General features: G+C 55.8%; 19 protein-coding genes and 1 pseudogene. 5 read left to right on the forward strand and 15 right to left on the reverse strand.

The window, feature by feature from the left end:
* Window positions 1–3: 3 nt before the first annotated feature.
* The 9 genes from WMO20_RS11315 to WMO20_RS11355 form a co-directional block, all read right to left on the reverse strand.
* Entirely contained in the window at window positions 4–2,346 is a 2,343-nt protein-coding gene (locus tag WMO20_RS11315) for a RelA/SpoT family protein (RefSeq protein ID WP_015538323.1), read from the reverse strand.
* Window positions 2,347–4,479: a single-stranded-DNA-specific exonuclease RecJ gene (gene recJ / locus WMO20_RS11320; protein WP_349186901.1), complete on the reverse strand. Its 2,133-nt coding sequence runs from the start codon at window positions 4,477–4,479 to the stop codon at window positions 2,347–2,349.
* A complete protein-coding gene (locus WMO20_RS11325; RefSeq protein WP_435387768.1) occupies window positions 4,476–5,852 on the reverse strand; it encodes a 5-bromo-4-chloroindolyl phosphate hydrolysis family protein in 1,377 nt (458 codons plus the stop codon). The genes recJ and WMO20_RS11325 overlap by 4 nt, the downstream gene beginning before the upstream one ends.
* A complete protein-coding gene (locus tag WMO20_RS11330) occupies window positions 5,833–7,428 on the reverse strand; it encodes an NAD(P)/FAD-dependent oxidoreductase (protein WP_349186903.1) in 1,596 nt (531 codons plus the stop codon). Before WMO20_RS11330 ends, WMO20_RS11325 begins: the two co-directional genes overlap by 20 nt.
* A gap of 21 nt (window positions 7,429–7,449) precedes the next feature.
* Window positions 7,450–8,754, reverse strand: coding sequence for a CdaR family protein (locus WMO20_RS11335; protein ID WP_308564425.1), 1,305 nt, complete (start codon window positions 8,752–8,754; stop codon window positions 7,450–7,452).
* Window positions 8,751–9,653, reverse strand: coding sequence for a diadenylate cyclase CdaA (gene cdaA, locus WMO20_RS11340; protein ID WP_005926885.1), 903 nt, complete (start codon window positions 9,651–9,653; stop codon window positions 8,751–8,753). The genes WMO20_RS11335 and cdaA overlap by 4 nt, the downstream gene beginning before the upstream one ends.
* 16 nt (window positions 9,654–9,669) lie before the next feature.
* Window positions 9,670–10,836: a 2-C-methyl-D-erythritol 2,4-cyclodiphosphate synthase gene (gene ispF, locus WMO20_RS11345; RefSeq protein ID WP_349186907.1), complete on the reverse strand. Its 1,167-nt coding sequence runs from the start codon at window positions 10,834–10,836 to the stop codon at window positions 9,670–9,672.
* Between the two features lie 415 nt (window positions 10,837–11,251).
* Window positions 11,252–12,934 carry a phospho-sugar mutase gene (locus tag WMO20_RS11350; RefSeq protein WP_349186914.1) on the reverse strand — a complete coding sequence of 561 codons (1,683 nt, stop codon included), beginning with the start codon at window positions 12,932–12,934 and terminating at the stop codon, window positions 11,252–11,254.
* Between the two features lie 125 nt (window positions 12,935–13,059).
* Complete coding sequence (locus tag WMO20_RS11355; protein WP_097780013.1) at window positions 13,060–13,434, reverse strand: hypothetical protein; 375 nt, start codon at window positions 13,432–13,434, stop codon at window positions 13,060–13,062.
* A gap of 128 nt (window positions 13,435–13,562) precedes the next feature.
* Between WMO20_RS11355 and WMO20_RS11360 the strand changes: the two genes are divergently transcribed.
* The 3 genes from WMO20_RS11360 to WMO20_RS11370 all read left to right on the forward strand — a co-directional run bounded on the left by WMO20_RS11360 (window position 13,563) and on the right by WMO20_RS11370 (window position 16,246).
* Window positions 13,563–15,101 (forward strand): YifB family Mg chelatase-like AAA ATPase, encoded by a 1,539-nt coding sequence (locus tag WMO20_RS11360; RefSeq protein WP_112091728.1) that lies wholly within the window; start codon window positions 13,563–13,565, stop codon window positions 15,099–15,101.
* A 144-nt stretch (window positions 15,102–15,245) separates the two neighbouring features.
* On the forward strand, window positions 15,246–15,716 hold the full coding sequence (locus WMO20_RS11365; RefSeq protein WP_112091729.1) for a GNAT family N-acetyltransferase: 471 nt from the start codon (window positions 15,246–15,248) through the stop codon (window positions 15,714–15,716).
* Between the two features lie 77 nt (window positions 15,717–15,793).
* Window positions 15,794–16,246 (forward strand): GNAT family N-acetyltransferase, encoded by a 453-nt coding sequence (locus tag WMO20_RS11370; RefSeq protein WP_349186908.1) that lies wholly within the window; start codon window positions 15,794–15,796, stop codon window positions 16,244–16,246.
* On the opposite strand, the gene WMO20_RS11375 is transcribed toward WMO20_RS11370, so the two are convergent.
* A complete protein-coding gene (locus tag WMO20_RS11375) occupies window positions 16,227–16,514 on the reverse strand; it encodes a recombinase family protein (RefSeq protein WP_316540822.1) in 288 nt (95 codons plus the stop codon). The genes WMO20_RS11370 and WMO20_RS11375 overlap by 20 nt on opposite strands.
* 20 nt (window positions 16,515–16,534) lie before the next feature.
* Between WMO20_RS11375 and WMO20_RS11380 the strand changes: the two genes are divergently transcribed.
* Both WMO20_RS11380 and WMO20_RS11385 read left to right on the forward strand, forming a co-directional pair.
* Entirely contained in the window at window positions 16,535–16,789 is a 255-nt protein-coding gene (locus tag WMO20_RS11380; protein ID WP_316540778.1) for a hypothetical protein, read from the forward strand.
* Window positions 16,790–16,807: 18 nt separating this feature from the next.
* Window positions 16,808–16,951 carry a hypothetical protein gene (locus WMO20_RS11385; protein WP_349186909.1) on the forward strand — a complete coding sequence of 48 codons (144 nt, stop codon included), beginning with the start codon at window positions 16,808–16,810 and terminating at the stop codon, window positions 16,949–16,951.
* A gap of 227 nt (window positions 16,952–17,178) precedes the next feature.
* Here WMO20_RS11385 and WMO20_RS11390 read toward each other — a convergent pair.
* The 5 genes and pseudogenes from WMO20_RS11390 to WMO20_RS11410 all read right to left on the reverse strand — a co-directional run bounded on the left by WMO20_RS11390 (window position 17,179) and on the right by WMO20_RS11410 (window position 24,221).
* Window positions 17,179–18,660, reverse strand: a pseudogene (locus tag WMO20_RS11390) (recombinase family protein).
* 18 nt (window positions 18,661–18,678) lie between these two features.
* Window positions 18,679–19,191 (reverse strand): transcriptional regulator, encoded by a 513-nt coding sequence (locus WMO20_RS11395; RefSeq protein ID WP_349186910.1) that lies wholly within the window; start codon window positions 19,189–19,191, stop codon window positions 18,679–18,681.
* Window positions 19,192–19,205: 14 nt separating this feature from the next.
* The gene (locus WMO20_RS11400; protein WP_349186911.1) at window positions 19,206–19,745 is read right to left on the reverse strand and encodes a DUF6036 family nucleotidyltransferase; all 540 of its coding nucleotides are present in this window, start codon (window positions 19,743–19,745) and stop codon (window positions 19,206–19,208) included.
* Window positions 19,746–19,844: 99 nt separating this feature from the next.
* Window positions 19,845–22,916: a type I restriction endonuclease subunit R gene (locus WMO20_RS11405; protein ID WP_349186912.1), complete on the reverse strand. Its 3,072-nt coding sequence runs from the start codon at window positions 22,914–22,916 to the stop codon at window positions 19,845–19,847.
* A gap of 12 nt (window positions 22,917–22,928) precedes the next feature.
* Window positions 22,929–24,221, reverse strand: a complete 1,293-nt coding sequence (locus WMO20_RS11410; RefSeq protein ID WP_349186913.1) for an FRG domain-containing protein — start codon at window positions 24,219–24,221, stop codon at window positions 22,929–22,931.
* Window positions 24,222–24,319 lie beyond the last annotated feature (98 nt).

Below are 24,319 nucleotides of genomic sequence, written 5' to 3' on the forward strand. Positions count from 1 at the left end.
GCGTTAACTCCTTGTCACCTTGAGCACGTCCCGCACCTTGGAAAGGCGCGCCACCACACGGTTGAGGTGCTCGGTATTGTTGATGCCGATGGTCAGGCTGACCACGGCGCAGTTGTTTTCTACCTGACGGGCGTTCATGGCATAGATGGGCACCCGGATATCCGCCAGTGCGCTGAGCACGTCCTGCAGCAGTTCGTTGCGGTTCAGGGCAATGATCTCCAGCCCGGCCTTGTAGCTGTCCTTGACGCTGTCTGCCCAGTAGGCCTTGACCCAGCGGGGGGCGTTGGATGGATCCTTCATGCTGGCAACGGCGTTGGCACAGGTCTGCTTGTGGATGGAAACACCAAAGCCACGGGTGATAAAGCCCACGATGGGGTCGCCGGGCAGCGGGCTGCAGCACTTGGCAAACTTGATGGGGGTGTTATCAAAGCCCTCCACCACCACGCCGTCGGTGGCGTGCACGCGGCTCAGGTCTACCTTGGGCAGATCCTCCACCGACTTATTCTCCTCGGCTTCGGCTGCCTTGAGCTTCTGCCACTCTTCCTTGAGCTTGGGCAGGCAGTTGGCAATGGTCATGCCGCCGTAGCCGATGGCGGCGTACAGCTCCTCGGCGTTGTTCTGGCGCATCCGGCGGGAGCAGCCGTCGATAAAGGCATCCAGCTGGTCGTCCGGGATGAGGATCATCTCCCTGCGCAGTTCCTTGGACAAGGCGTCCCGTCCCTGCTGGATATTCTCTTCCCGGCGCATCTTCTTGAACCAGTTGCGGATCTTGCTCTTGGCTTCGCTGGTGCGCACGATCTTGAGCCAGTCGCGGCTGGGGCCTTTATCTGCCGGGCCCAGCAGCACCTCAATGATCTCGCCGGTAGCCACCACATGGTCGATGGGCACCATGCGGTTGTTCACCTTGCAGCCCACCATGCGGTTGCCCACCGCCGAATGGATGGCGTAGGCAAAGTCGATGCAGGTAGCGCCGGTGGGCAGGTTGATGACATCGCCCTTGGGGGTAAAGGCGAACACCTCCTCCGGCAGAAGGTCGCTCTTCAGGTCATGGAGCAGATTGCCGGAATCCTCGCTCAGGCGCTGGTTCTCCAGCAGCTGGCTGACCCATGCCAGACGGTCGTCCAGCTTATCGTGGCCTTCGCGGCCTTCCTTGTACTTCCAGTGGGCGGCAACGCCGTACTCGGCCTGCTCGTCCATTTTGCGGGTGCGGATCTGCACCTCAAAGGGGATGCCCTCGTGCCCGATGACGGTAGTGTGCAGGCTCTGGTAGCCGTTGGGCTTGGGGGTGGAGATATAATCTTTAAAGCGGTTGGGCAGCGGGTGGTACATATCGTGGATGAGACCAAGGGTGCTGTAGCACTCAGCCAGAGAATCCAGAATGACTCGTACCGCGTAGATATCGTAGATCTCGTCAAAGGACTTGTTCTGCATGATGGTCTTGCGGTAGATGCCGTAGATGCTCTTGACCCGGCGCTTGATGGTGGCGCCCTCGATGCCGCTTTCCACCAGACGGCGCTCGATGACGCCGGACACCTTGATCAAAAACTCCTCGCCGGAGCGCTCGCTGAGCATCCGGCTGATCTCGGAATAGCCCACAGGGTCCAGATAATGCAGGCTGCGGTCCTCCAGCTCCTCCTTGACGTTCAAAATGCCAAGGCGGTTGGCGATGGGGGCGTACACCTCCATGGTTTCGCGAGCCTTATCGCGGCGCTTCTGCTCCGGCCATGCATCGCCGGTGCGCATATTGTGCAGCCGGTCGCACAGCTTGATGATCATCACACGCACGTCCCGGCTCATAGCCAGCAGCATCTTGCGCAGGTTCTCGGCCTGCAATTCTTCAATATTGGAGAACTGGATCTTGGTCAGCTTGGTCACGCCGTCCACCAGCAGCGCCACTTCCTCGCCAAAGGCGGCTTTCAGGTCGTCCAGCGTGGTGGGGGTATCCTCCACTACGTCATGCAGCAGGGCGGCGGCAATGCTCTCGGAGTCCATGCCCAGATCCAGCACCAGCCGGGCGACTGCCAGCGGGTGGCAGATATAGGGCTCGCCGCTGCGGCGGCACACGCCGTTATGGGCGTTATTGGCCAGCTCGTAGGCCTTTTGGATCATCTCCATATTGTAAGCCTTGCCGCTGGCCTGAATGGCCTCGCACAGCTTTTCCCATGTTACGATCTCCGGGCGCACCTCAGAGGGCAGCGCCCCCTCCGGTGCGTCTGCCAGCAGCGCCGTAGCAGCTACGGTGGCGGTCTCCTGCACCGGCTGGTGCAGATGGGTCTTGGCAGAGTAGCCGTCCTCGTCCCGTACCGGAGCCGGGACCGGGGCAGTATTTTTCTTTCCCTCAGGCATTTATAGTTCCTCCAGACATTTCAGGATGGGGGCATCGCCAAGGTTCTTTTTGCCTGCTGTCGGCACCAGCTCCCAGAACTTTGCCCCGCCTTTTTCCGCTGCGGTGATCAGCCCCACCTGTTCCAAGGCGGCAACTGCCACCAGCGTTTTGCCGGTCTGCTCCTCGCCCAGCTTTGCGCACAGGGGCTGCAGATCCTCGGCGTGCCAGCGGCGGGACTGCAATTCCCGGTACACGGCAATGATATCCGTGCGTGCGGGGGCGATCTGTTTCTTTTGTTCATCGGTCAGGGGGGTGCCCCGGCGCAGTGCCTGCACCAGTGCAGCCTGCCGTGCCAGCTCTGCGCCCAGCCCTGCCGGGTGCAGGTCGATGATGCGGCCGGAAAGCTGCGCGCCCCGGGCGGACTCGTAGACCGAAAGGTTCAGCGCTGCGTCCACCACATCGCCCAGCGCGTAGGGCAGCTGCTCGGCGGGCATCCCGAACCAGACGGCGTACAGGCAGCTATTGCCCTGCCGCAGCCGCAGGCGGCTGTGCCGCCCCTCCGATACCGGGTATACGCCGTCCACCACGGCGCTTTGCAGCAGGAACACCGGGGTGGGGTTCTCCGCCCCGTAGGGTGCCAGCTGATCCAGATGCCGCACGCATTCCACCGTGATACGATCCAGATGGATGGTCACATCACAGGTAAGCGGCGGGGTGTGCAGCACCGGGCACTCCCGGGCAGCCCAGTCGTTCAGGCGGCGGCGCAGTTCGGGCAGGTTTTCTTCCCGGACGGAAAGTCCCGCCGCCATGGCGTGGCCGCCGTAGCGCACCAGAAGGTCGGCACAGGAGCCGATGCAGGCGTGCAGGTTAAAGCCCTGCACGCTGCGTCCGCTGCCCTTGCCCTCGCCATGTTCATCAATGGTGACCACGATGACCGGGCGGCCGGTGCGCTCCACCAGCCGGGAGGCTACGATGCCAATGACACCGGGATGCCAGTCCCGTCCCCACAGCAGCATGATGCGGTCATCCAGACGCTCGGGCTGCTGTTCCAGCAATTCCTCAGCGGCTTTGAAGATCTGCTGCTCGGTCTCCTGCCGGTGGGCGTTGATCTCGTTGAGCCTGTGCGCCAGCTCCTCGGCTCTGTCCGGGTCCTCGCAGAGCACCAGCTGCAAAGCGGTGACGGCGTTATCCATGCGGCCTGCCGCGTTGATGCGGGGCGCGATGGCGTAGCTGATATTCTCGGCGGTGATGGGCTTGCCCGCAAGGCCGACTTCCTCTAAAAGTGCCCCAAAGCCGGGGCGGTCGGTCTGTTGCAGCTGCCGCAACCCGGCCTTGACAAGGGTGCGGTTCTCCCCCACCAGCGGCATCACATCCGCCACAGTGCCCACAGCGGCAAGGTCGCCGCAGTAATCCAGCATCTCCTCCGGCGGACAGCCGTCCAGCGCAGCGCAGAGCTTGAAGGCTACGCCTGCGCCGCACAGACCCTTGAAGGGGCTGTGGTCGTCCTCCCGGCGGGGATCCACCACCGCCACAGCCTTGGGCAAAGTCTCCGGCGGCAGATGGTGGTCAGTGATGATCAAATCCATGCCCAGCGAAGCCGCAAAGTCGGCCTCTTCCACGGCAGAGATGCCGTTATCCACCGTCACAATGAGGGTGCAGCCTTTGTTGTGCATGGACTGGATGGCGTTTTTGGACAGGCCGTAGCCGTCCCCCTCGCGGCTGGGCAGCATACACTTGACGGTCGCACCCATGCCCTTGAGATGCTGGTACAGCAGGGCGGTGGCGGTCACACCGTCCACATCGTAATCGCCAAAAACCGCGATGGTTTCGCCGTTGTCAATGGCCTGCCAGATGCGCTGACAAGCGGCGTCCATGTCGGTCAGCAGGGCGGGGTCGGAAAGCTCCTCCTCCCCTGCCAGCAAGGTCAGCGCTTCGGCAGGGTCGGTAATGCCACGGGCGGCAAGGATGCCCGCCAGCAGGGCATTTTCCTTCTGCTGGGCAGCCAGCACGGCCTTATATTTTTCGTCTGACCACGGCGCTTCGTCCATGGCCTGCTCTTCCAGCTGTGCCGCTGCCTGTTCGGCAATGGCGGCGGTCAGCTCCCGCACAGCGGTGCGATCCAGCGGTTTTTGTTCCCAAGCACGGTAGGTCATTCAAATTCCCTCCCGGTCAGGCCGTCGTTGGCCAGCATTCCCTGCAAAGCGGCGATCTCGGAAGAAATATCCATGGCTACGTCCGAAAGCAGATTATTGTACAGGTTCTCATACGCCTGATTCAAGGTATGCAGGATGCCTGCGATATCCCGGCGGATGGTCTCGGCGTTTTCGCCCTGCTGCCCCTGCACATCGTTATAGGTGTGCAGCAGCTTGAGGGTGGTGGGGATATAATATTCCGCAAAACGGCGGGTCTTGGGCTGGCTTTCCGGGTGTGCTTCCAGCCAGTCGCAGATGGCGGTAGTGGTCTTGTGCATGGCGGCCAGTTCTTCCCGTGCCTGCGCGTCCTGCATGAGCTGCTGCTCTTTTTCCAGCACGGCAGCAAAGCGGCGGGCGGTATCGAGATTGAGCGGAGTATCGCCGCTCTCTGGCTGTTCCGGCTGCGGCGGCACGGCGGCAGTGGCGGCTTTCTCCTTGGCGGCGCGGTAGTCCTCTGCCGTCAGGTAGAGCGTTTCAGTCTCATCGTCCAGCCATGCGTTCAGCCAGCCTTTACGGATGTATTTTTGCAGCCGCTTGTGCACTTTTTTCGGTTTCTGGTGGGTCAGGTCGGCCAGCATCGAAACAGGCAGGCCCTTATGGTAGTCCACGCTGTCGGCGTAGTCAGCAAACTGGCCCATCTGTCTGCCCGCCTTCATCCGGGCTGCACCACAGGCCGTCATCCAGCCAAAGCCCGCCGTGGCAAGGCCCAGCACGCTGCTGACGATGCCCAGCACGTTGTAGGCGGTGTTCATAACGTAGTCCGTGCCCGTCATCAGGATGCCGCCGCCCTCAGTAGCCGACACTACAACGTCACCCAAAGCAGCCGGCGAAATAGTGCCCAGCCCGATGAGGCAGCCCAGCGTCCCCAGCCCGAAGATCACCGCAAAGGTGATGCCCACCGCCAGCAGGGTGCGGCCTGCGCTGTACCGTTTTTTGGCGCTGATACGGATACTTTCCACCGGGGTAGGCTCCGGTTTTGCAAATATCTGCTGGAACCAGCCGGGCATCCCGGCGGGGTCGGCATCCGCAGCACCTTCGCGGAAGGGCTGCTTTGCGTCCCCATAGGGATAACCTCTGCGCCCCTGCCGGAAGGCCTTTGCGGCCTCCCCGATGCCGTAGTTGGCTGCATGAACAGCTGCCTTGCCTACATCCCACGCCCGGTCGCCGATGTCCATACCCTTACCCTCAAAGCCGTGGGCAAAGGCATCGGTCATGGTGTCGCCAAAGGCGCGCAGCTGATCTTCCAGCTCCTGCTGTACCTGCCGGCCTTCGTTATTTCGGTTATCGTTTTCACGATCGTACATCAAAATTTTCTCACCCTTCTGCCGGTGCATACCGGCTGATGATGGCGCGTGCCACCCGCAGGCCATCCACGGCGGCGCTCATAATGCCGCCCGCATATCCCGCACCCTCGCCGCAGGGGTAAAGCCCTGCCAGCTGGGTGCACACAAGATCTTCTTCCCGCTTGAGCCGCACCGGGCTGCTGGTGCGGGTCTCAAGGCCGGTCAGGATGGCGTCCGGCGCGGTGTAGCCCGCGATCTTGCGCTCGTAGGCGCGCAGACCCGCCCGCAGGGTGTCCGCCAATTCCCCGGGCAGCAGTGCGCCCAGGTCTGCGGCAGTCACGCCGCGGTCGTAGGTGGGCTGCACGCTGCCGATGCGCAGCTGCCCGCGCCCTTCCAGAAAGCTTTGCACGTTCTCTGCCGGGGCGGCGTAAGCCCCGGCGGCACGACCGGCGGCGTAGGCCTTTGCTTCCAGCTCCCGCTGAAAAGCGATGGCGCGGCGGGGGTCGTTGGCAAAATTCGCCCCGCCTACGCTGACTACCACCGCCGCGTTGGCGTTTTTGCCGCTGCGGGCATGGTAGCTCATGCCGTTGGTCACAACGCGCTCTTCCTCACTGGCGGAAGCCACCACCTGACCGCCGGGGCACATACAGAAGGTGTACACGCACCGGTCGCCAACGTGCTGGGAGAGCTGATATTCGCCCCGGGGCAGCGCCGGATGCCCGGCGGCTTCGTGGTACAGGCTTTTTTCGATCTCGGTTTGCAGGTGCTCGGCGCGGAAACCCACGCTGAAAGGCTTGCACTCCAGCACAAGGCCGCTGTCCATCAGCATACTGAAGGTATCCCGTGCCGAGTGTCCCACTGCAAACACCAGTGTCTCGCAGGCAAAGCTGCCATTTGTAGTAGTGATGCCCACAAGCCGGCCGTTTTTGCGCTCCAGCCCGGTAAGGGCGGTGTTGAAGTGCACCTCGCCGCCCAGAGACTCGATCTCCTTGCGGATGGAGGTGATGACGCCGCGCAGCAGGTCGGTGCCCACATGGGGCTTTTGCTTCCACGCGATCTCTGCCGGGGCACCGTGCTGCAAAAACACCTCGGTGACAAAATCACACAGTTCATCCCCGATGCGGGTGGTCAGCTTGCCATCCGAGAAAGTGCCCGCGCCGCCCTCGCCGAACTGGATGTTGGCGTTGGGGTCCAGCTGACCGGTGGCAGAAAAGTGCTCCACCGCCTGCACACGGGCATCCAGCGCGGGGCCGCGTTCCAGCACGATGGGGCGGTAGCCCTGCCGTGCCAGCAGCAGGGCGGCAAACAGCCCCGCCGGGCCCAGTCCGCACACCACAGGGCGGTGCGCAAGCGGCTGGGTGCCGGGTTGCAGGGTAAAGTCTGCCCGGCGGTGCAGGGCGGCGTCCGGGCCGCGCGCCGCAAGGGCGGCTTCCTCCCCGGGCTGCCTGAGGGTGACCGCCACGGTATACACCAGCTTGGGCAGGCCGTGGCGGGCATCCACCGAAAGCTTTGCCACGCCGGTGTGCTCTACCTTGCTGCGGGGCACCCGCAGGGTGTGCAGCGCCTTTTCAAATGCCTGCGGCTCTCCTGCAGAGAGGGGCAGACGGATGTTGCGAACCAGAATCATTTGTTGTGTTATCCTTTTACTTTAGTTGCTTTCAATGCGGCACTGCAGCACATAGCTGCCCAGTGCAAAGATCTTGCCGTTGGAGGGCACATACAGCCGGCAGGCAATGTTCTGCTGGCCGGTAGCCACGGCAAAGTCCTCGGCGTCGATCTCAATGACCACCTGCTCGGGGGTCAAAGTCTCCATAGCACCCTTGGGGCCGCAGAGGATCACGTTCATCAGCCGCTCGGTCTCCACCGTCAGCTGATAGGTAGCGGGCAGGTTGATCACCTGCACGCAGCTGGCGGGCAGGTTCATGGTCTTGGTCTCCAGCCCGGAGCAGTCAAAGCTGACCGTGATGGTGGAGATATTGTCCAGCAGATAGATATCTGTCGGCAGCTCAATGGGCATCTCATACACCTTGTTCAGGCTGAAGGTGGAAAGGTCGATGGTGCCGATGGACAAGGTGGACAGCGCATCGATCTTTTCTGCCGGGCCTGCCACCTTGAGCTGCTTGCAGCTGAGGGCGTAGCTCAGCACCGAGTTATCAAACCCGCGCGGCGCGTTGATAAAGTTCACCTTCACCGGCAGGGTCGCCATCTTGTACACCTGCAGCGTCACGTCCACGCTGCTTTCTTCCAGCGTGGTGTACTGGAACTTGATCTCCTTGCCGCCGCTGGTGTAAAAGCGCAGGGGGGTGTCCAGCGTGACCGACTCAGTCAGCTCGCTGCTGTAAGACGCTTCGGCGGTGCAGGTAGCCACCTTGCTCAGCTCGCTGCTGGGGCCGGACAGGGTAACGGTCTCCTTGGAGACCTCGGTGCTGTAAAGGATATAGCCATCCGCAATGCGCAGATAGTTGGTGGTAACGGTAACGGGCAGGGTCTTTTCCTCCACCACGTCAAACACCACGTCCACCGTGTTGTCGCTGCCCTCCATGGTCACGGTCACGCCGTTGAGCAGGCCGTTTGCACCGCGCACCAGCAGCCGCAGGGTCTTTTCGCCGCTGTCGCGCACGCTGGACCAGTCCGGGTAGACCACAAAATCCGAAGCGCTGAGCCCGCCGATGGTGTAGCCGTCGCCGGAGAGCTTCAGGTTCACGGTCTTATCCTCGGCGCTGACGATGCTCAGGCCCCGGGAGGTGTAGGCAGCGGAATCGTAGGTGTAGTCCACCGGCACATTATAGATGGTGTTGGTGGTGCCGGGCTGGACGATGATGGTGACCACCATCCATGCTACGATGGCACCCAGCACGGACAGTGCCAGCCGGATGCGGCGGTCATCCAGAAGATTCTTCTTTTTGCGGACGGCAGGCTTTGCGCCGTTCGTCTTGTTCGGCTGGTTGCTCATTGCTGCTCGTCCTCCCCCTTCTGGCTGATCCAGTTCCACAGCTTTTTCGCCTGTTCCACCCAGCTGTCGGCGGTGTTCTTTTCCACCGTGGACTCCTTGGGGATCATCTCGTCGATCAGGCGGGTATATAGGCTCTGGCGGTCAAAATGACGGATCAGCACACCATTTTTTGCCATGGAGATGATGCCGGTCTCCTCGCTGACCACGATGGCAATGGCGTCGGAGTTTTCCGCAATGCCAAGGCAGGCGCGGTGGCGGGTGCCCATATCCTTGCCCAGATCCAGATTGTTGGAAAGGGGCAGCACACAGCCCGCCGCCTTGATGCGGCCGTTTTCGATGATGGCAGCGCCGTCATGCAGCGGGGTGCCCTCGTAGAAGATGGTGCCCAGCACCTCCAGATTGACCGCGCTGTTCACCGGGGTGCCGGTGCGCACGATCTCGGAAAGGTTGGTATGGCGTTCCAGCACGATAAGTGCGCCGGTCTTGGTCTCGGAAAAGCGCTCGGCGGCATCGCAGATGGCAATGATGGCGCTGCGCCACGCGCCCTTCAGGCTGGGGTCGTTGTAGCGCCCTTTTACGTTGAACAGCTTGGACGCCCACTGATCGGTCTGACCCATGCGCTCCAGCGCGCGGCGGATCTCCGGCTGGAACAGCACCACAAGGGTGAGCAGACCGACCTGCAGCAGCGAGTTGAGCAGCCATGTAACGGTACGCATATTCAGGGTATTTGCCACCAGATACACGACCATGACCAGCAGCGCACCCTTGGCCAGCTGCCCGGCGCGGGTGCGGTTGATAATGCCCAGCAGCTGGTAGATCAGAAACGCGATGATGATGATATCCAGCAGATCGACAATTTTAAAGGTCTGAAAATTGGCGATGATCGCATTCAGTGTCATGAGAGTGTGTGCCCCCTTACACTGCTTCGATCAGGGCAACAGCGTGGGCGGCAATGCCCAGTCCCTCGCCGGTAAAGCCCAGATGCTCCTCCGTGGTGGCCTTTACGCTTACCGCTTCCACCGGCAGGCCGAAAGCCGCCGCCAGATTGGCGCGCATGGCCGGGATATGGGGTGCAAGCTTGGGGCGCTGGCACAGCAGGGTGGCGTCGATGTTTTCAATGCGCCAGCCGTGCTCCTTGAGGATCTGTGCCACGCGGCAGGCCAGCTTCAGGCTGTCGGCACCGGCGTACTCCGGGTCATTGTCCGGGAAATGCTGGCCGATATCCCCCAGCGCCGCTGCGCCCAGCACGGCATCCATCACCGCATGGGTCAGCACGTCTGCGTCCGAATGGCCCAGCAGACCCTTTTCAAAGGGGATCTCCACCCCGCCAAGGATCAGCTTGCGCTGCTCTACCAAACGATGTACATCATAGCCGTGTCCAATACGCATTTCCGTTTCCTTTCTTTGTGCCGGGCGGGGCAGATCCTCCCGGGTGGTGATCTTCAGGTTTGCATAGTCGCCCTGCGTCAGCTGCACCGGGCGTCCGGTCAGCTCAAACAGGCTGCAATCATCGGTAACAAGGCGGGCGCGGGTGGCGTCCAGCTCCGCCAGTGCCGCAAGATACGCTGCACGGTCAAAGCACTGGGGGGTCTGCACCGCATACAGGGTGCTGCGGTCCGGGGTCGTCTGCACCGCGCAGTCCGGGGGCACAGTCTTGCCATCGCCCCGGGCAGCGGCCTTGATGGTATCCTTCACCGGCACCGCCGGGGCTGCTGCGCCGCACCGGGCAGCGGCTTCCAGCGTCGCCGTAATGACCGCCGCGCTCACAAAAGGGCGGGCGGCATCGTGCACCGCCACCAGTTCTCCGTGCGCTGCCAGCACACCGTTTTTTGCGCTCTCGGCGCGGGTAGCCCCGCCCGCTACGACCTGCACAGGCTTTGGGCAGTCCGCCGCCTGCTGCGCCACAAAATCCCGGTTTTTGCCCGCCACCAGCACAAGCTCGGTGACCTGCGGGCACTGGGCAAAGGCGCGGATGCTGCGGTGCAGCACCGTTTCGCCCCCCAGATCAAAACTGAGCTTATCAAAGCCCATGCGGGTCGAGGAGCCCGCCGCTACCAATACTGCCGATACAGTTTTTTCCATCTCTTCCACCTACCCTGCTGCTGTGCCGCGCTGCGCGCCCACAGCTGCTTATAATAAACCATGTTTTATTATAGCGTATCACAGCGCAAACTTCAACCGATTTTACACAGCAAAAGTGCATCTGTGCTGCATAAAGTCCTGCGGTCTGTCCTGAAAGGGCAGTCGCCCAGAGTGTGCACTTTCGCTCTCTCCCTTTGGACTTAACTCCCTCAGTCAAAACCTGACGGTTTTGACAGCTCCCTCTGGGAGGGAGCCTTTGGCATAACGGCACAGTTTCCAGCTAAAGTGCAAAGTCTTTGAGGACGTCAAAGCCCCTTGGGGGAAGTTTTTTTTGCTCCGGTCAACGCTCCGACAAACGCAAAAAGGGCTGCTGCACAAAAACGTGCAACAGCCCCGCAGATGCTTTGGGATAGTTTTACTTCAGGATGGGCTCGATGGCAGCAGCCAGAGCGTCCTTCTGTGCCTGTGCTTCCGCCAGATCCTTGCCCAGCGTGGTGAAGTAGGTCTTGATCTTCGGCTCGGTGCCGGAGGGACGCACCACCACGGTAGCGCCGTTTTCCAGCGTGTAGATCAGCACGTTGGCAACGGGCAGGCCGGTCTCTTCCGGCTTCTTGTAATCGGTCACCTTGACCACCTTATGGCCTGCCAGCTCCACCGGGGGCTGGTCACGCAGCTTCTGCATGATGGAAGCCATCTTCTCCATGCCGGTCAGGCCGGGGAACTCGAAGCTGTCCACCTTGTTCAGGTAGCGGCCGTACTGAGCGTAGATCTCTTCCAGACGCTGCTTGATGGAGGAGCCGATGCTGCGGTAGTAAGCAGCCATCTCGCAGATGAGCATGGAGCCGATGACGGCGTCCTTATCGCGGACGTAGGGGCCTGCCAGATAGCCGTAGCTCTCCTCAAAGCCGAAGATGAAGCGGTCGACCTCACCGGCAGCTTCGAGATTGGCGATCTGGTCGCCGATCCACTTGAAGCCGGTCAGCACATTGCGCATCTCCACGCCGTAGTGCTTTGCCACAGCGTCTGCCAGCGGGGTGGACACGATGGACTTGACTGCCACGGGGTTCTTGGGCATAGTGCCCTTCTCGATGCGGCCTGCGCAGATGTAGTCCAGCAGCAGAACGCCCATCTCGTTGCCGGACACCAGCTCATAGCTGCCGTCCGGGCACTTCATGGCAATGCCCACGCGGTCGGCGTCGGGGTCGGTAGCCAGCATCAGGTCGGCACCGGTCTTGGTGGCCAGCTCCAGACCCAGCTTCAGCGCCTCGAAGATCTCGGGGTTGGGGTAGGAGCAGGTGGTAAAGTAGCCGTTGGGGTACTCCTGCTCGGGCACGATGGTGATATCGGTGATGCCCATATCGTTGAGCACACGGGTCACGGGCACAAGGCCGGAGCCGTTCAGCGGGCTGTACACCAGCTTCAGGCCGGCAGTCTTGCACAGACCCGGGCGCACCTGACGTGCCTCAATGGCATCGTACAGAGCCTTTTTGCAGTCATCGCCCACAAAGCGGATCATGCCGTTCTCCACGCCCTCGGCAAAGGAGACGTATTTTGCGCCGGTGAGCACATCGGTCTTTTGGATCTCGTCGTAGACGATGGCGGCAGCGTCATCGGTCATCTGGCAGCCGTCCGGGCCGTAGGCCTTGTAGCCATTGTACTTAGCCGGGTTGTGGGAAGCAGTGACCATGATACCGGCGTTGCAGTTATAGTAACGGGTAGCAAAGCTCAAAGCGGGCACAGGCATCAGGGCATCATAGATGCGCACCTTGATGCCGTTGGCTGCCAGAACGCCAGCGGCGGTCTTGGCAAAGACATCGCTCTTCAGGCGGCTGTCGTAGCTGATCGCCACGGTCTGGGTACCGCCCTGGGTCAGCACCCAGTTTGCCAGACCCTGCGTTGCCTGACGGACAACGTAGATGTTCATGCGGTTGGTACCGGCACCCAGCACGCCGCGCAGACCTGCGGTGCCAAACTTCAGCGCCACAGCAAAGCGATCCTTGATCTCATCGTCATTGCCTTCGACCTTTGCCAGCTCCGGCTTCAGGTCTGCATCCTCCAGATCCGCTGCCAGCCAGCGCTTATATTCATCCAGATACATCTTGTACACCTTACCTTTGTTCAAAATCTTTTTCCCCGGATCGAAACGGTTTGTATAAACCTACTTATACTATAAACTCTTGCTCCGCTTATGTCAATTGCGTAAAATGGCCGAAGTTTGTGCCCTTAAAACCGACAAATACCACAAAAAACCGGTTCTTCTGCCATATTCATTGCGTTTTTTGATGTATCCAGCAGCTGGTAGGGCTGGTGCACATCCTCCAGCACCTCCAGCCACTGCTCCGGCCCCACGCCGTTTTCGCACAGGTAGCGCAGCAGCCGCATTATCCGGCCAAAGCTGTCTGCCGGAGCAAGTACCGTGCTGCTGCGCACCCTGCCGCCCTGCTCCCGGCGCAGCTGTGCCAGCACCCCCTGTGGGGTGGAAGCGGCACAGTACACCAGCGTGCAGGCGTGCTGCAGCCCCTCCAGCTCTGAATAGGTACGGATATACCGGCAACATTCCCCATTTGTCATGATCTCTCGTTCTCCTTTCTGCTGCATTGACAACTTTCCTGTGCTTTACTATAATGATTTCAAACAGAAAAAACTGTCGAAGCATAGTAGATATATCCATTATTTTCCACTTTTGGCATTTTTGACAAACTATGCGCCATGCAGGGAGGGACACCATGTATTCTGTGACCAACAGCTTTGGCCTGAACGGACTGCGCGGCTTTGCCGTTGCGGTGGAAGCCGATGTTTCCGGCGGGCTGCCCGCGTTTTCCATCGTCGGCCTGCCGGACTCTGCCGTGCGGGAAAGCGCCGACCGGGTGCGCGCTGCCATCAAAAACCTTGGCTTCCGCTTTCCCGACCGGCGCATCACCATCAACCTTGCTCCTGCCGATGTGCGCAAGACCGGCCCGGTGTACGATCTGCCGCTGCTTTTGGCGCTGCTGACCGCCAGCGGACAGCTGGAAGAAGTGCCCGCCGACGCCGCCTTTCTGGGCGAGCTTGCGCTGGACGGCAGTCTGCGTCCGGTGTCCGGCGTGCTGCCCATGGCGCTTGCCGCTGCCGAGTACGGCATCCGGGCGCTGTACGTCCCGGCAGAGAACGCCGCCGAAGCAGCCGAAGCCTGCGCCGACACCATGACCGTCTACCCTGCCCACACCGCCCGGGAGGTGGTGGAAGCGCTGAAGGGCACCCGTCCCCTCTCCCCTGCCGCCGCCATCCCCTTTGACCCGGAGGACGCATGGCAGCAGGTGCCGGATTTTGCGGACGTGATGGGACAGTCGCTGGCGCGGCGCGCCATGGTCATTGCAGCCGCAGGCGGGCACAACGTGCTTTTGACGGGCGCACCCGGCACCGGCAAATCCATGCTGGCAAAGCGCCTGCCGGGCATCCTGCCGCCCCTGACCCGGGAGGAAGCAGTGGAGACGACCAAGATCTACTCCATCGCCGGGCAGCTGCCGCAGGGGCGCGGACTGATCTCTGCCCGCCCCTTCCGCAGCCCGCACCACTCGGCAAGCGCTGCCGCCCTTGCCGGCGGCGGGGCGCAGTTCCGCCCGGGCGAGTGCAGTCTTGCCAACTGCGGGGTGCTGTTTTTGGACGAACTGCCGGAGTTTTCCCGCGAGAGCTTGGAGGTGCTGCGCCAGCCGCTGGAGGATGGGCAGATCACCGTGAGCCGCGCCGCCGGAAGCGCCACCTACCCCAGCCGCTTCCAGCTGGTAGCCGCCATGAACCCCTGCAAATGCGGCTATTACGGCCACCCCACCCGCGCCTGCACCTGCTCGCCCAGCGCGGTGCGGCAGTACCGCAGCCGGGTGTCCGGCCCGCTTTTGGACCGCATCGACCTGTGCGTGGAGATGGACCCCATCGCCTTTGACGAGCTGCACGCCGCCGCACCCTCCGAGAGCAGCGCGGAGCTGCGCAAACAGGTGCTTGCTGCCCGCGCCATTCAGGCCAAGCGCTACGCCGCGCCGGGCTTTAAGGGGGTGCACTGCAACGCCCAGCTGAACGCCGGGCAGGTGCGGCGCATCTGCCGCATGACCCCCGGTGCCGAGCAGCTGCTGCGCAGCTCCTACGATGCACTGGGGCTTTCTGCCCGGGCGCACGACCGCATTTTGCGGGTAGCCCGCACCGTGGCCGACCTTGCCGGTAAGACCCTGCTGGACGAGGACTCCCTGCTGGAAGCGCTGCAGTACCGGGCGCAGGAAAAATTGGACGGATAATACAGCACATCAAAAACGCGAGTGGCCGAAACGGTCGCTCGCGTTTTTGTTTGCTATCGGGAGGTGCATTTTCTCTTTTCTAGTGCCGCCCGGTGTGGTATACTGGAAATGCAAAAACCAGAAAATGGAAGGGATAAAGTACAAATGAACATTCGTAAAGCCGAGGAAAAAGACATTCCCAGACTGCTTGCACTGCTGGGGCAGGTGCTGCAGATCCACGCAGAGATACGCCCGGATATTTTTATTCCCGGCACCACAAAATACACCGTCTGTGAACTGGCAGCGCTTTTGAAGCAGGAGGATAAGCCCATCTACGTTGCCGTGAACGAGGAGGATGTGTGCATGGGCTATGCCTTCTGTCAGCTGAAGGAGCAGCCTTTTTCCACCAACATGGTGCCCTTCAAGTCGCTGTTCATCGATGACCTTTGCGTTGACAAGCAGACGCGCGGACAGCACATCGGGGAAAGTCTGTTTGACTATGTAAAGCAGCAGGCAAAAGCACTGGGCTGCTACGAGGTGACCCTGAACGTCTGGGCGGGAAACACTTCGGCAGAGCACTTTTACGAAAAAATGGGCATGAAAACCAAGGAGCGGCAGATGGAGTATATTCTGTAACTCGAGCGAGAACAACTCAGGCGAAAACGCTGCGTTTTTACATTGATAACACGCAATTTACGGGGGCTGGAACGTATATGAAAATAGAGTATAGAAGGCTCACAGAAAACGAGTTGAACGTTTTTATCAGCATGAGAATAAAGCAGCTGCGCGAAGAAGGCGCAACGGAAGAAATTGATTTGACCGCTTCCCTGCTGCAATACTATACGCACCATATGGCTGATGGCACATTTGTTTCCTGGCTTGCATTTGACGGAGACAAAATTATCGGCACAAGCGGGATGTCATTTGTCGAAAAGCCGCCTTATTTCGGATGTCCAAGCGGGAAAATAGGGTTACTGTCCAGTATGTTTACTGCGCCAAGCTATAGAAGAAAAGGCATCGCAAGAGAATTGCTTTCCCGGGTGATAAATGATGCAAAAGAATACGGATGCGGAGTTATCCAAATAACAGCATCCGATATGGGAATAAAGCTGTACTCCAATTTTGGGTTTGTTCACAATAGCAATTTTATGCAATATAAATTATAAGGTCGCACGGCACCAAACGCTTCTGCCCCCGGTCAAACAGGTCTTTCGGAACAATAACCGGAATTGCATCTGGCACAACGATATCCCGGAAAGACAGTTCGCCAATGTACCGGCGATTCTTCAGCATGGTGTTCACGCTGCTGTGGGTCATTTTTCCGCCCAGCATATTGCGGACTCCCTTGTCGTTGAGAAAGTTTACGATCTCCACCATGCCCCAAGCGGCGAAATATCCGTAGCATCTCCAAGTTTTTGACTTTTCACGTTTTATCGAAAATTTAGAGGTTACACATGGGCTTTAATTATGGTTTGGAAAAGAAAAACTTTGACCGTCAGTGGGTTATCATGCGCAAGCAGTATGAGGACGCTGGCATGAGCATTGAAGTGATTCAGGCAATGTATGAGTATGACTGGTCTGTTTTCAATGCTGCACGTTCTTACCAGAACCACACACAGGAAATCGCTGCCCCGTCCTTTGAGCAGGGCGAAGAATCCTACTCGTCCCTTATGAACAAGTATCAAGAAGCTATTCCCGAAACAACTTGACATCAGGAAGGAGGCAATATGCAGGCATTGGGCGTGGATATTCAGACCATCCAGAGCATCGTAGGCCATGCCGATACCGAAATGACTGAGCATTATCTCCATGTTCAGGAATCCATTCAGCAGAGTGCGATTCAGTTGTTCAGCGAGGCATTTTCGGCCTGAAAATTGGACGGAACGGCACGAATTATCGCGAGCCAGCTTTTCAAAGCGTTGACATCAACGCTGGCTCGCATATCGCAGCAGATGCTGTTGCGTCCAGAAAAGCCCACTTGCCCCTGCGATCGACCAGATAAAATCGCCCGCATTGTGGTCAAAATTGTGGTCAAAACCAAATAAGGCCAGCCTATAAACAAAAAAATCCAACGATTTCTAACGTGAAATCGTTGGATTTATGGTCCAGCAGAGCTGGACAAATCCGAACTTTTTCCTTCCACCCCATCGGCGGTCAAAGTGTCCTCAAACCGGACAGTTTGGGTGCCATCCTTGTAGTTGAACGTGATCAGCATCCGGTCATCGTACAGGAAAATGGCATTTACAAAAATTTCAATCAGCGCTTTCCGCTGTTTTTTCTGCGAAATGTCGAACTTTCTAAATTTCATCAGCCAGAATCGGATGAAATCCTCATTGAAGCTGGGCTTCTTCAACTTTTCGTCTGCAATTTTTGCAGTCAGCTCATCTTTCTGGATTTCCAGCGCTTCCAGACGCTCTTTCGTTGTCCGGGTATACAAGCCGTCCTCGATTGCCTTCATCAGGTTGTCCAGCTTTTTGTTGACCTCTCGCAGTTGCTTTTCCAGCAGCGGGATCGTTGTGTTCTCCTGATTCTGGACATCCATGACCAATTAAACGATCTTGTCGATCACCGCATCGTCCTGAATCAGCTTCATGGTTTCCCGGACGACCAGCTCTTCCAGCCATTCTTTCTGCACGGTCTTTTTGTTGCAGCCCTTACGCCGCTTGACGTTGGCGCATTTATAATAATAGTAGGTGCGCCCGGTAGCACTGGTTCCGCTTTCGCCGAACATCAGCGCTCCACACTTGCCGCAGAACAGCTTGGTGGTCAGCAGATATTCCTCATCTGCCTTGCCACAGGCAGGGGCACGCTTGTTCTTATCCAGACGCTTCTGCACCCGGTCAAACAGGTCTTTCGGAACAATAACCGGAATTGCATCCGGCACAACGATATCCCGGAAAGACAGTTCGCCAATGTACCGACGGTTCTTCAGCATGGTATTCACGCTGCTGTGGGTCATTTTGCCGCCCAGCATATTGCGGACACCCTTGTCGTTGAGGAAGTTTACGATCTCCACCATTTTATCGCCGTTGTCATACCGCTGAAAGGCTTCCAGCACCAGCGGAGCAGTCAGCGGGTCAAGATGATAAAACTTGTCCTCGTCGATTTTATAGCCAATGGTTCCCGTACCGCCAGTGCACTTACCCTTCAAAGCGTTCTCGGTCTGACCACGAATCACCTTTTCGGATAACTCTGCCGAATAGTATTCTGCCATGCCTTCCAGCAGCGTTTCCACCAGAATGCCCTGTGAGCCCTCGGCAATGGGTTCCATAACGGAGATCAGGTGGACACCGTTCTTTTTCAGGATCATCTTGTAATTTGCGCTATCAAAACGATTCCGGGCAAAGCGGTCAAATTTCCAGACGAGAACAACATCAAACAGCTTCTTGCCGCTGTCTTTGATCATCTGCTGGAACTCCGGGCGATTGTCTGTTTTGGCGGAGAATGCACGATCAATGTAGTGTTTGATGACCGTGATACCGTTTTTTTCCGCATAGGCCGTGCATTCCCGAATCTGTCCTTCGATGGATTCTTCGCGCTGGTTATCGCTGGAATAGCGGGCGTAAATTACGGCGGTCATAGGCTCACTTCCTTTTTCTTATCGAACAGACGGGTAGCTTTTTGCATACTTGTAAATCTGCCGTGCACAGTCAAGGCTCATTTTGCTGGAATCGTTGTGTTTGAGCCATGCATTCACATTGCCCGGATTCAACTTCAAGTCTGTGTAAAGGCGATAATTCGTCAGTTTCTTTTTCTGTTGAAGTTCCAATACCCGGCGATGGATCAGATCTTTTGTGTCATTGTCTGCAAGAGCAGAATCTCGTACTGAACAATAACTGCGCCAGACTTTCCAGTAGCCCTCCGGCAATTCCGGCGACTGGTTTTCCAGAAACAGCAGCATTTGCGCCAGTGAATAGTGGTTGGAAAGCTGCTCATATTCCGCAGCAACAGTGCTGTTCGCGGTGTAGCGGAGCAGCAGTTCTACTTTATCATAGGCCAAAGCATAGAGAAACAGCGGTTCTTTCAGACGGGGATTCTCGCTCAGACAATCTGCCAGCTTATGAATACTAGCCGTCTGCACCCCGGAAAGCTCTGCCACATACTGCTTCAAGAAACCCTCAAATGTCAGCTTTCGCATGGTCTCCACCTCTCCACATACTCCTGATAACGGATATAAAAATCCCGATACCGCCAATCGTTCAAGATGCTGGCTTTCAGTTCATCTTCATCCGTTGCAAGGTGTTCCAGCAAGTCCCAATCCAAAGAGTTCCGCACAGCTTCGCTCTCTACGTCTGCCTTGTCAGTATCCCGGAACGAGCAGAGCTTTGCAATCACCAAATCCTCCAGACTGGGTGTATAGAACTGCACCTTTGTACCACCAAAGGATAGCGGCTGAAGCCGGTCTTGGAAGTTATACGGGAAATTGTCGATGTAGGCTTCCACATCGGTGTTGATGTCGTACTTGCCAAGCAAACTGTACAGTTCTTTCGGAACACTCAAGGCATCAATGTCATGAGTAGCGCGGGTCAGCTTGCCCAACAAAATGAACGCACTGCCGCCTACAATCACCATCTGATAGCGGTCGTTATTGTCGATCATCAGGTCTGCATCTTCATCCAGACGTTCCAGACGCTTGCGGAGGTCATCTAAGATCATCTTTCCCATAAAACAGCCTTTCTTATTTTCAATAATAGTATTTTCTAAAATCATTTTACAGAAAAGGAATCCGATTGTCAAGCACAAATCAACGACATTTCATACAATTCATACTACCATGTTGTCAGTCCACATCTCACACTGGCTAATGACCGTGCTGATTGCCGTATCATAATCTTCCGGTGGATACTTATATTTTTTCAGCAAGTGCTTCACCATCTTACGCATACTCGCACGGGCAGTTTCTTTTTTCTGCCAGTCTATCGTCCGATTTTTGCGCAGCATTTCCGTAAGTTCTCTGGTCAAGTCAATCAATTCATTATTTTGATAGAAGTCCTTTATGTTTTCCGGCTTTGTCAGAGCATCGTAAAAAGCCAGTTCTTCCTGCGTCAAGCCCAGCTTTTTACCATTGTTATACAGTTCTGTAATCTCCTGTGCCGTTTTCAGAAGTTCCTTGATGACCTCCTCGTTTGTAATCAAGCCATTGTAGTAAGAGTTCATCAACTGTGTAATCTTTTCTGAAAACTTCTGAGACTGCACAACATTTGTCCGTTTATACAGTGAAACTTGCTCTGCCATAAGTTTTTTCAAAATTTCTACGGCAATGTTCTTTTCTTTCATTTTTGAAATTTCATCCAACACCGCCGGGTCAAACAGGCTGATATTTTCATCTGCCTTCTTACTGTCAAACAAACTGATAACACCTTGACTCTGGATACTTGCTTTCAGCAGTTCATTGATTTGAGCATTGATTTCTTTCAAAGAAAGTGTCTTGCCGTCACTCCCACCATAGGTGATCTTCACCACCGTAGAACGGACTGCTTCCATGTAGGCCGCTTCATGTCGCTCCTGCTCCGTGGTCATGCTGGAACACAACGAATGCGACTGTTTCAGCAACAGAGCTTCTCGCAGGAACAGATCTTTGCGCTTGGGTGCTTTTGCGTCCAGAACAAAGTTTACGCCGCCAGTGACCAGCTTTGCCATCATCAACGGAGAACCGCCAATAAATCCGCTGAAATCAAAGCCGTGCAACAAATCTTTGCACACCTGAAGCTTTTCCTGAAACTTTGGATAAGCAACTCTGGCAATGTCCATATCGCCATATCGGGACTGGTCACGCTTGGTATACTCCTTCATAGCGGCTTTGAGGGCAGATGCAATGCCAACGTAATCTACAATCAAGCCGCCCTCTTTGTCCTTAAACACGCGGTTGACACGCGCGATGGCCTGCATCAGATTGTATCCGTGCATTGGCTTGTAAACATACATCGTAGCCAGTGAAGGCACATCAAAACCTGTCAGCCACATATCCACAACAATGGCAATCTTCATCGGGTCATCGTTGTCTTTGAATTTCCGGGCAAGTTCTTCTTTGTGAGATTTTGTGCCGATGATTTCTTTCCAATCCTCCGGGTCATTGTTGCCACCCGTCATAACTACGCCGATTTTTTCATTCCATGTCGGGCGCAGCTCCAGAAGTTTCCGATAAATCTTCATCGCAATCGGGCGCGAATACGCCACGATCATCGCCTTGCCCGTCAAAAGATTAGCGCGGTACTTTTCGTAATGGTTGACAATATCTTCGCACAGGGATTGAATGGTAGAATCTGCCCCCAGCACACTCTCCATCTGTCCCAACATCTTTTTGCTTTTTTCAATCGTTGCAACGTCCGATTGCTGTTCCAGTGCATCGTAGGTCGCATCTATCAAGGCCAGTGTATTCTGGTCAAGGTGGAGTTTGATAACGCGACTCTCATAGTAAACTGGACGCGTTGCGCCATCTTCTACAGCCTGCGTCATATCGTAAATATCGATATAATCACCAAAAACTTCACGCGTATTTCTATCTTTTGCCGAAATCGGCGTTCCCGTAAAGCCTATGTAGGTTGCGTTCGGCAGGGCATCGTGGATAATACGGGCATTACCAATGACCGTATGTGCTTCTTTTTCACCCTGTTCATTTTCTTTAATGACTATTTTTTCATCAAAACCATACTGTCCACGGTGGGCTTCATCCGCCATTACCACAATATTTCTACGTTCGGACAGTGGCTTCTCGCCACGCTCAAACTTGAACATCGTGGTGAAAATAATGCCGTTTGCTTCTCGGCCATCCAGCAGCTTGCTTAGATTGTCCTTGCTGGTTGCCTGTACAGGTGTCTGGCGCAAAAACGGCGCACACCTGGCAAACTGCGTGTAGAGCTGATCGTCGAGGTCGATGCGGTCCGTCATCACAACGATGGTGGGGCTGTCCAGAGCGTCTTGCAGCAAATGGGCATAGAATACCATCGACAGAGATTTTCCGCTGCCCTGCGTATGCCAGAACACACCACCCTTGCCGTCTGTTTTGGTGGCAATTTTGGCCTTTTCGATGGCTTTTCGTACAGCGAAATACTGGTGGTACCCAGCCAAAATTTTAATCGGCTTCTGCCCATCACCGGAAAACAGGATAAAATTTTTCAAAATGTCCAGTAGCCGTGCTTTCTGGAACATCCCCTCATAGAAGGTATCAAACTGCGCATACGCGGTGTTTTCATAATCACCGTCTTTTGTTTTCCATTCCATAAAACGGTCAAGTCCAGAAGTGATTGTTCCTGCCTTGTTGGTCGAAAGGTCGCTGATTACGCAGATTGCATTATAGTAGAACATCGAAGGAATATCCTTCATATAGTTCCGAATCTGGTTGTATGCGTTTTCTGCACCCACTTCGTCCTTAGAAGGACTTTTCAGTTCCATCAAAACCAACGGCAAACCATTGATAAACAAAATAATATCCGGACGGCGGTTGTTTCCATTTTCCACGAAGGTATATTGGTTTACCACATAGAAATCATTTTTGTCTGCATCTGCATAATCAATCAGCTTTACTACCGAAGACCGTTCTTCACCCTTGACTGCGTATTTGACCGTGATACCGTTTTGCAGATAGTCCATAAAGACAATATTCTTCTGCAACAGGCTTCCTGCATCAAAATCATTCAGTTTCAGGATGGCTTCATCAATTGCCACAGCCGGAAGGCTGCGATTCAGCCGCACCAGACAATCCCGCAAAACATCGTCCAGCAGAGGGCGGCTGTAATCTGTTCGGTTCATATCAGGAGCATAAATGTGGGTGTAACCCATATTTTCAAATAGCTCTATGACCGCTTGTTCAAAGGTATCTTCGGTAAATGAAAGCATGATTTTTTCTCCTCAACTATTATCCGAAGTTGCTGTATCCGATTCTTGTGCAATAGCATTTATAATATTTGTGACGATAGACTGTGCCGCTCTTTTTGCCATCGCACGTCCTATCGGCGTACCATTATCCAATGTGTCCGTCAGTGCTAATCGAACTTTACTGAGTCCAATTTCCTTACGATACCAATCCGGCATCAGATTTTCCCGAATTGCAATATAGCACTCATCAAAAAATGCTGGATTTATTTCATCCCGCAGTACCCTCTGAATAATCTCATCCACTTTATCGTCTGAAATATCCGAATCGCATACTTCTCTAATATTTGTTACCGGAACTTCTATTTTCACAAACTTGTCGGCCATAGGCTTTTGTATATTCGCATAATTGCTTTTAATATATGCCATCTGGTGCTCAAGTTCCGGGAAAAGTGTTCCTTCATTGATATTATAAAAACTTAGTTCTTCTAAAATTGCACTTTTTCTTCCCGCTGGTATTCTGAAACTTTGAAGTTCAAACTCATCTTGAACATCACTATATGCCCGTTTAACGATGCTCTGTCCAATTTTTTCTTTGAGTTGAACATTATATTTTCCACAGATCAGAAAAGAGCCACTTTGCCGTACCAGTCTTTCATTATTTAAGTTGGAAATCACAAAATAATTTCTTTGAATAATTGAAAGCAAGCTTTTATATTCACTTGCCCTACACTCTTCTGCTTCTTTATCCGTATAAATCCCGTACTTGTTCAAATCCGAAAGCAGCTTTTCTAATGTATAATCGCCCGAAATTTCATAGCTTGCTAAATATGTCAGCACTTTGATCTCTATGTCGCTATAACTTTTTCCGTAATCACGCTTATAATAGATTTTTCCATCGGTCGGCGGCAATAATGTAGTTTTCCCGTCAGTTATCTTTTTCTCTTGATTTTTTTGGCAAGCAAAATACAGTGCTACTAGCGGATTCTCCGTCACGTCCAACAGTCTTGTCGGCAACCCGTAGTGCTGCAATTTTGCGAGTTTTTCAAAATCTGTTGTCAGTTGCCGGAAGTCATCGGGATTTCGTGTGTAAGCCGCATTTATCAATTCTGCTTCATGTGGCAGCATCCCACCACGGAACACTCCCGGCATGACGTTCCATTCGTTGCTGGCCTGTCCACGGAAGAAATAATGCTTTGCGCTTACTTCCGCGCCTTCCTCTTTCTTTATGGTTTCCTTTATATCAGAAATGTAGGTCAGGTAGCTATTAAGGTTTGTAACAACGCATTCCCTCGGATTTCTTGTCTTAGCATTATCAAAATCTTCCATATTATCCCTTCATATCTTTTATAAACGATAATTTAGCAGCTTAGAGCTGGATACTTGCGATATCAATCGCGCCAGACATTAGTTTGGGTAACAGACTA

The sequence above is a fragment of the Faecalibacterium intestinale genome (genome assembly GCF_040096575.1).
Lineage (GTDB): Bacteria > Bacillota > Clostridia > Oscillospirales > Ruminococcaceae > Faecalibacterium > Faecalibacterium intestinale.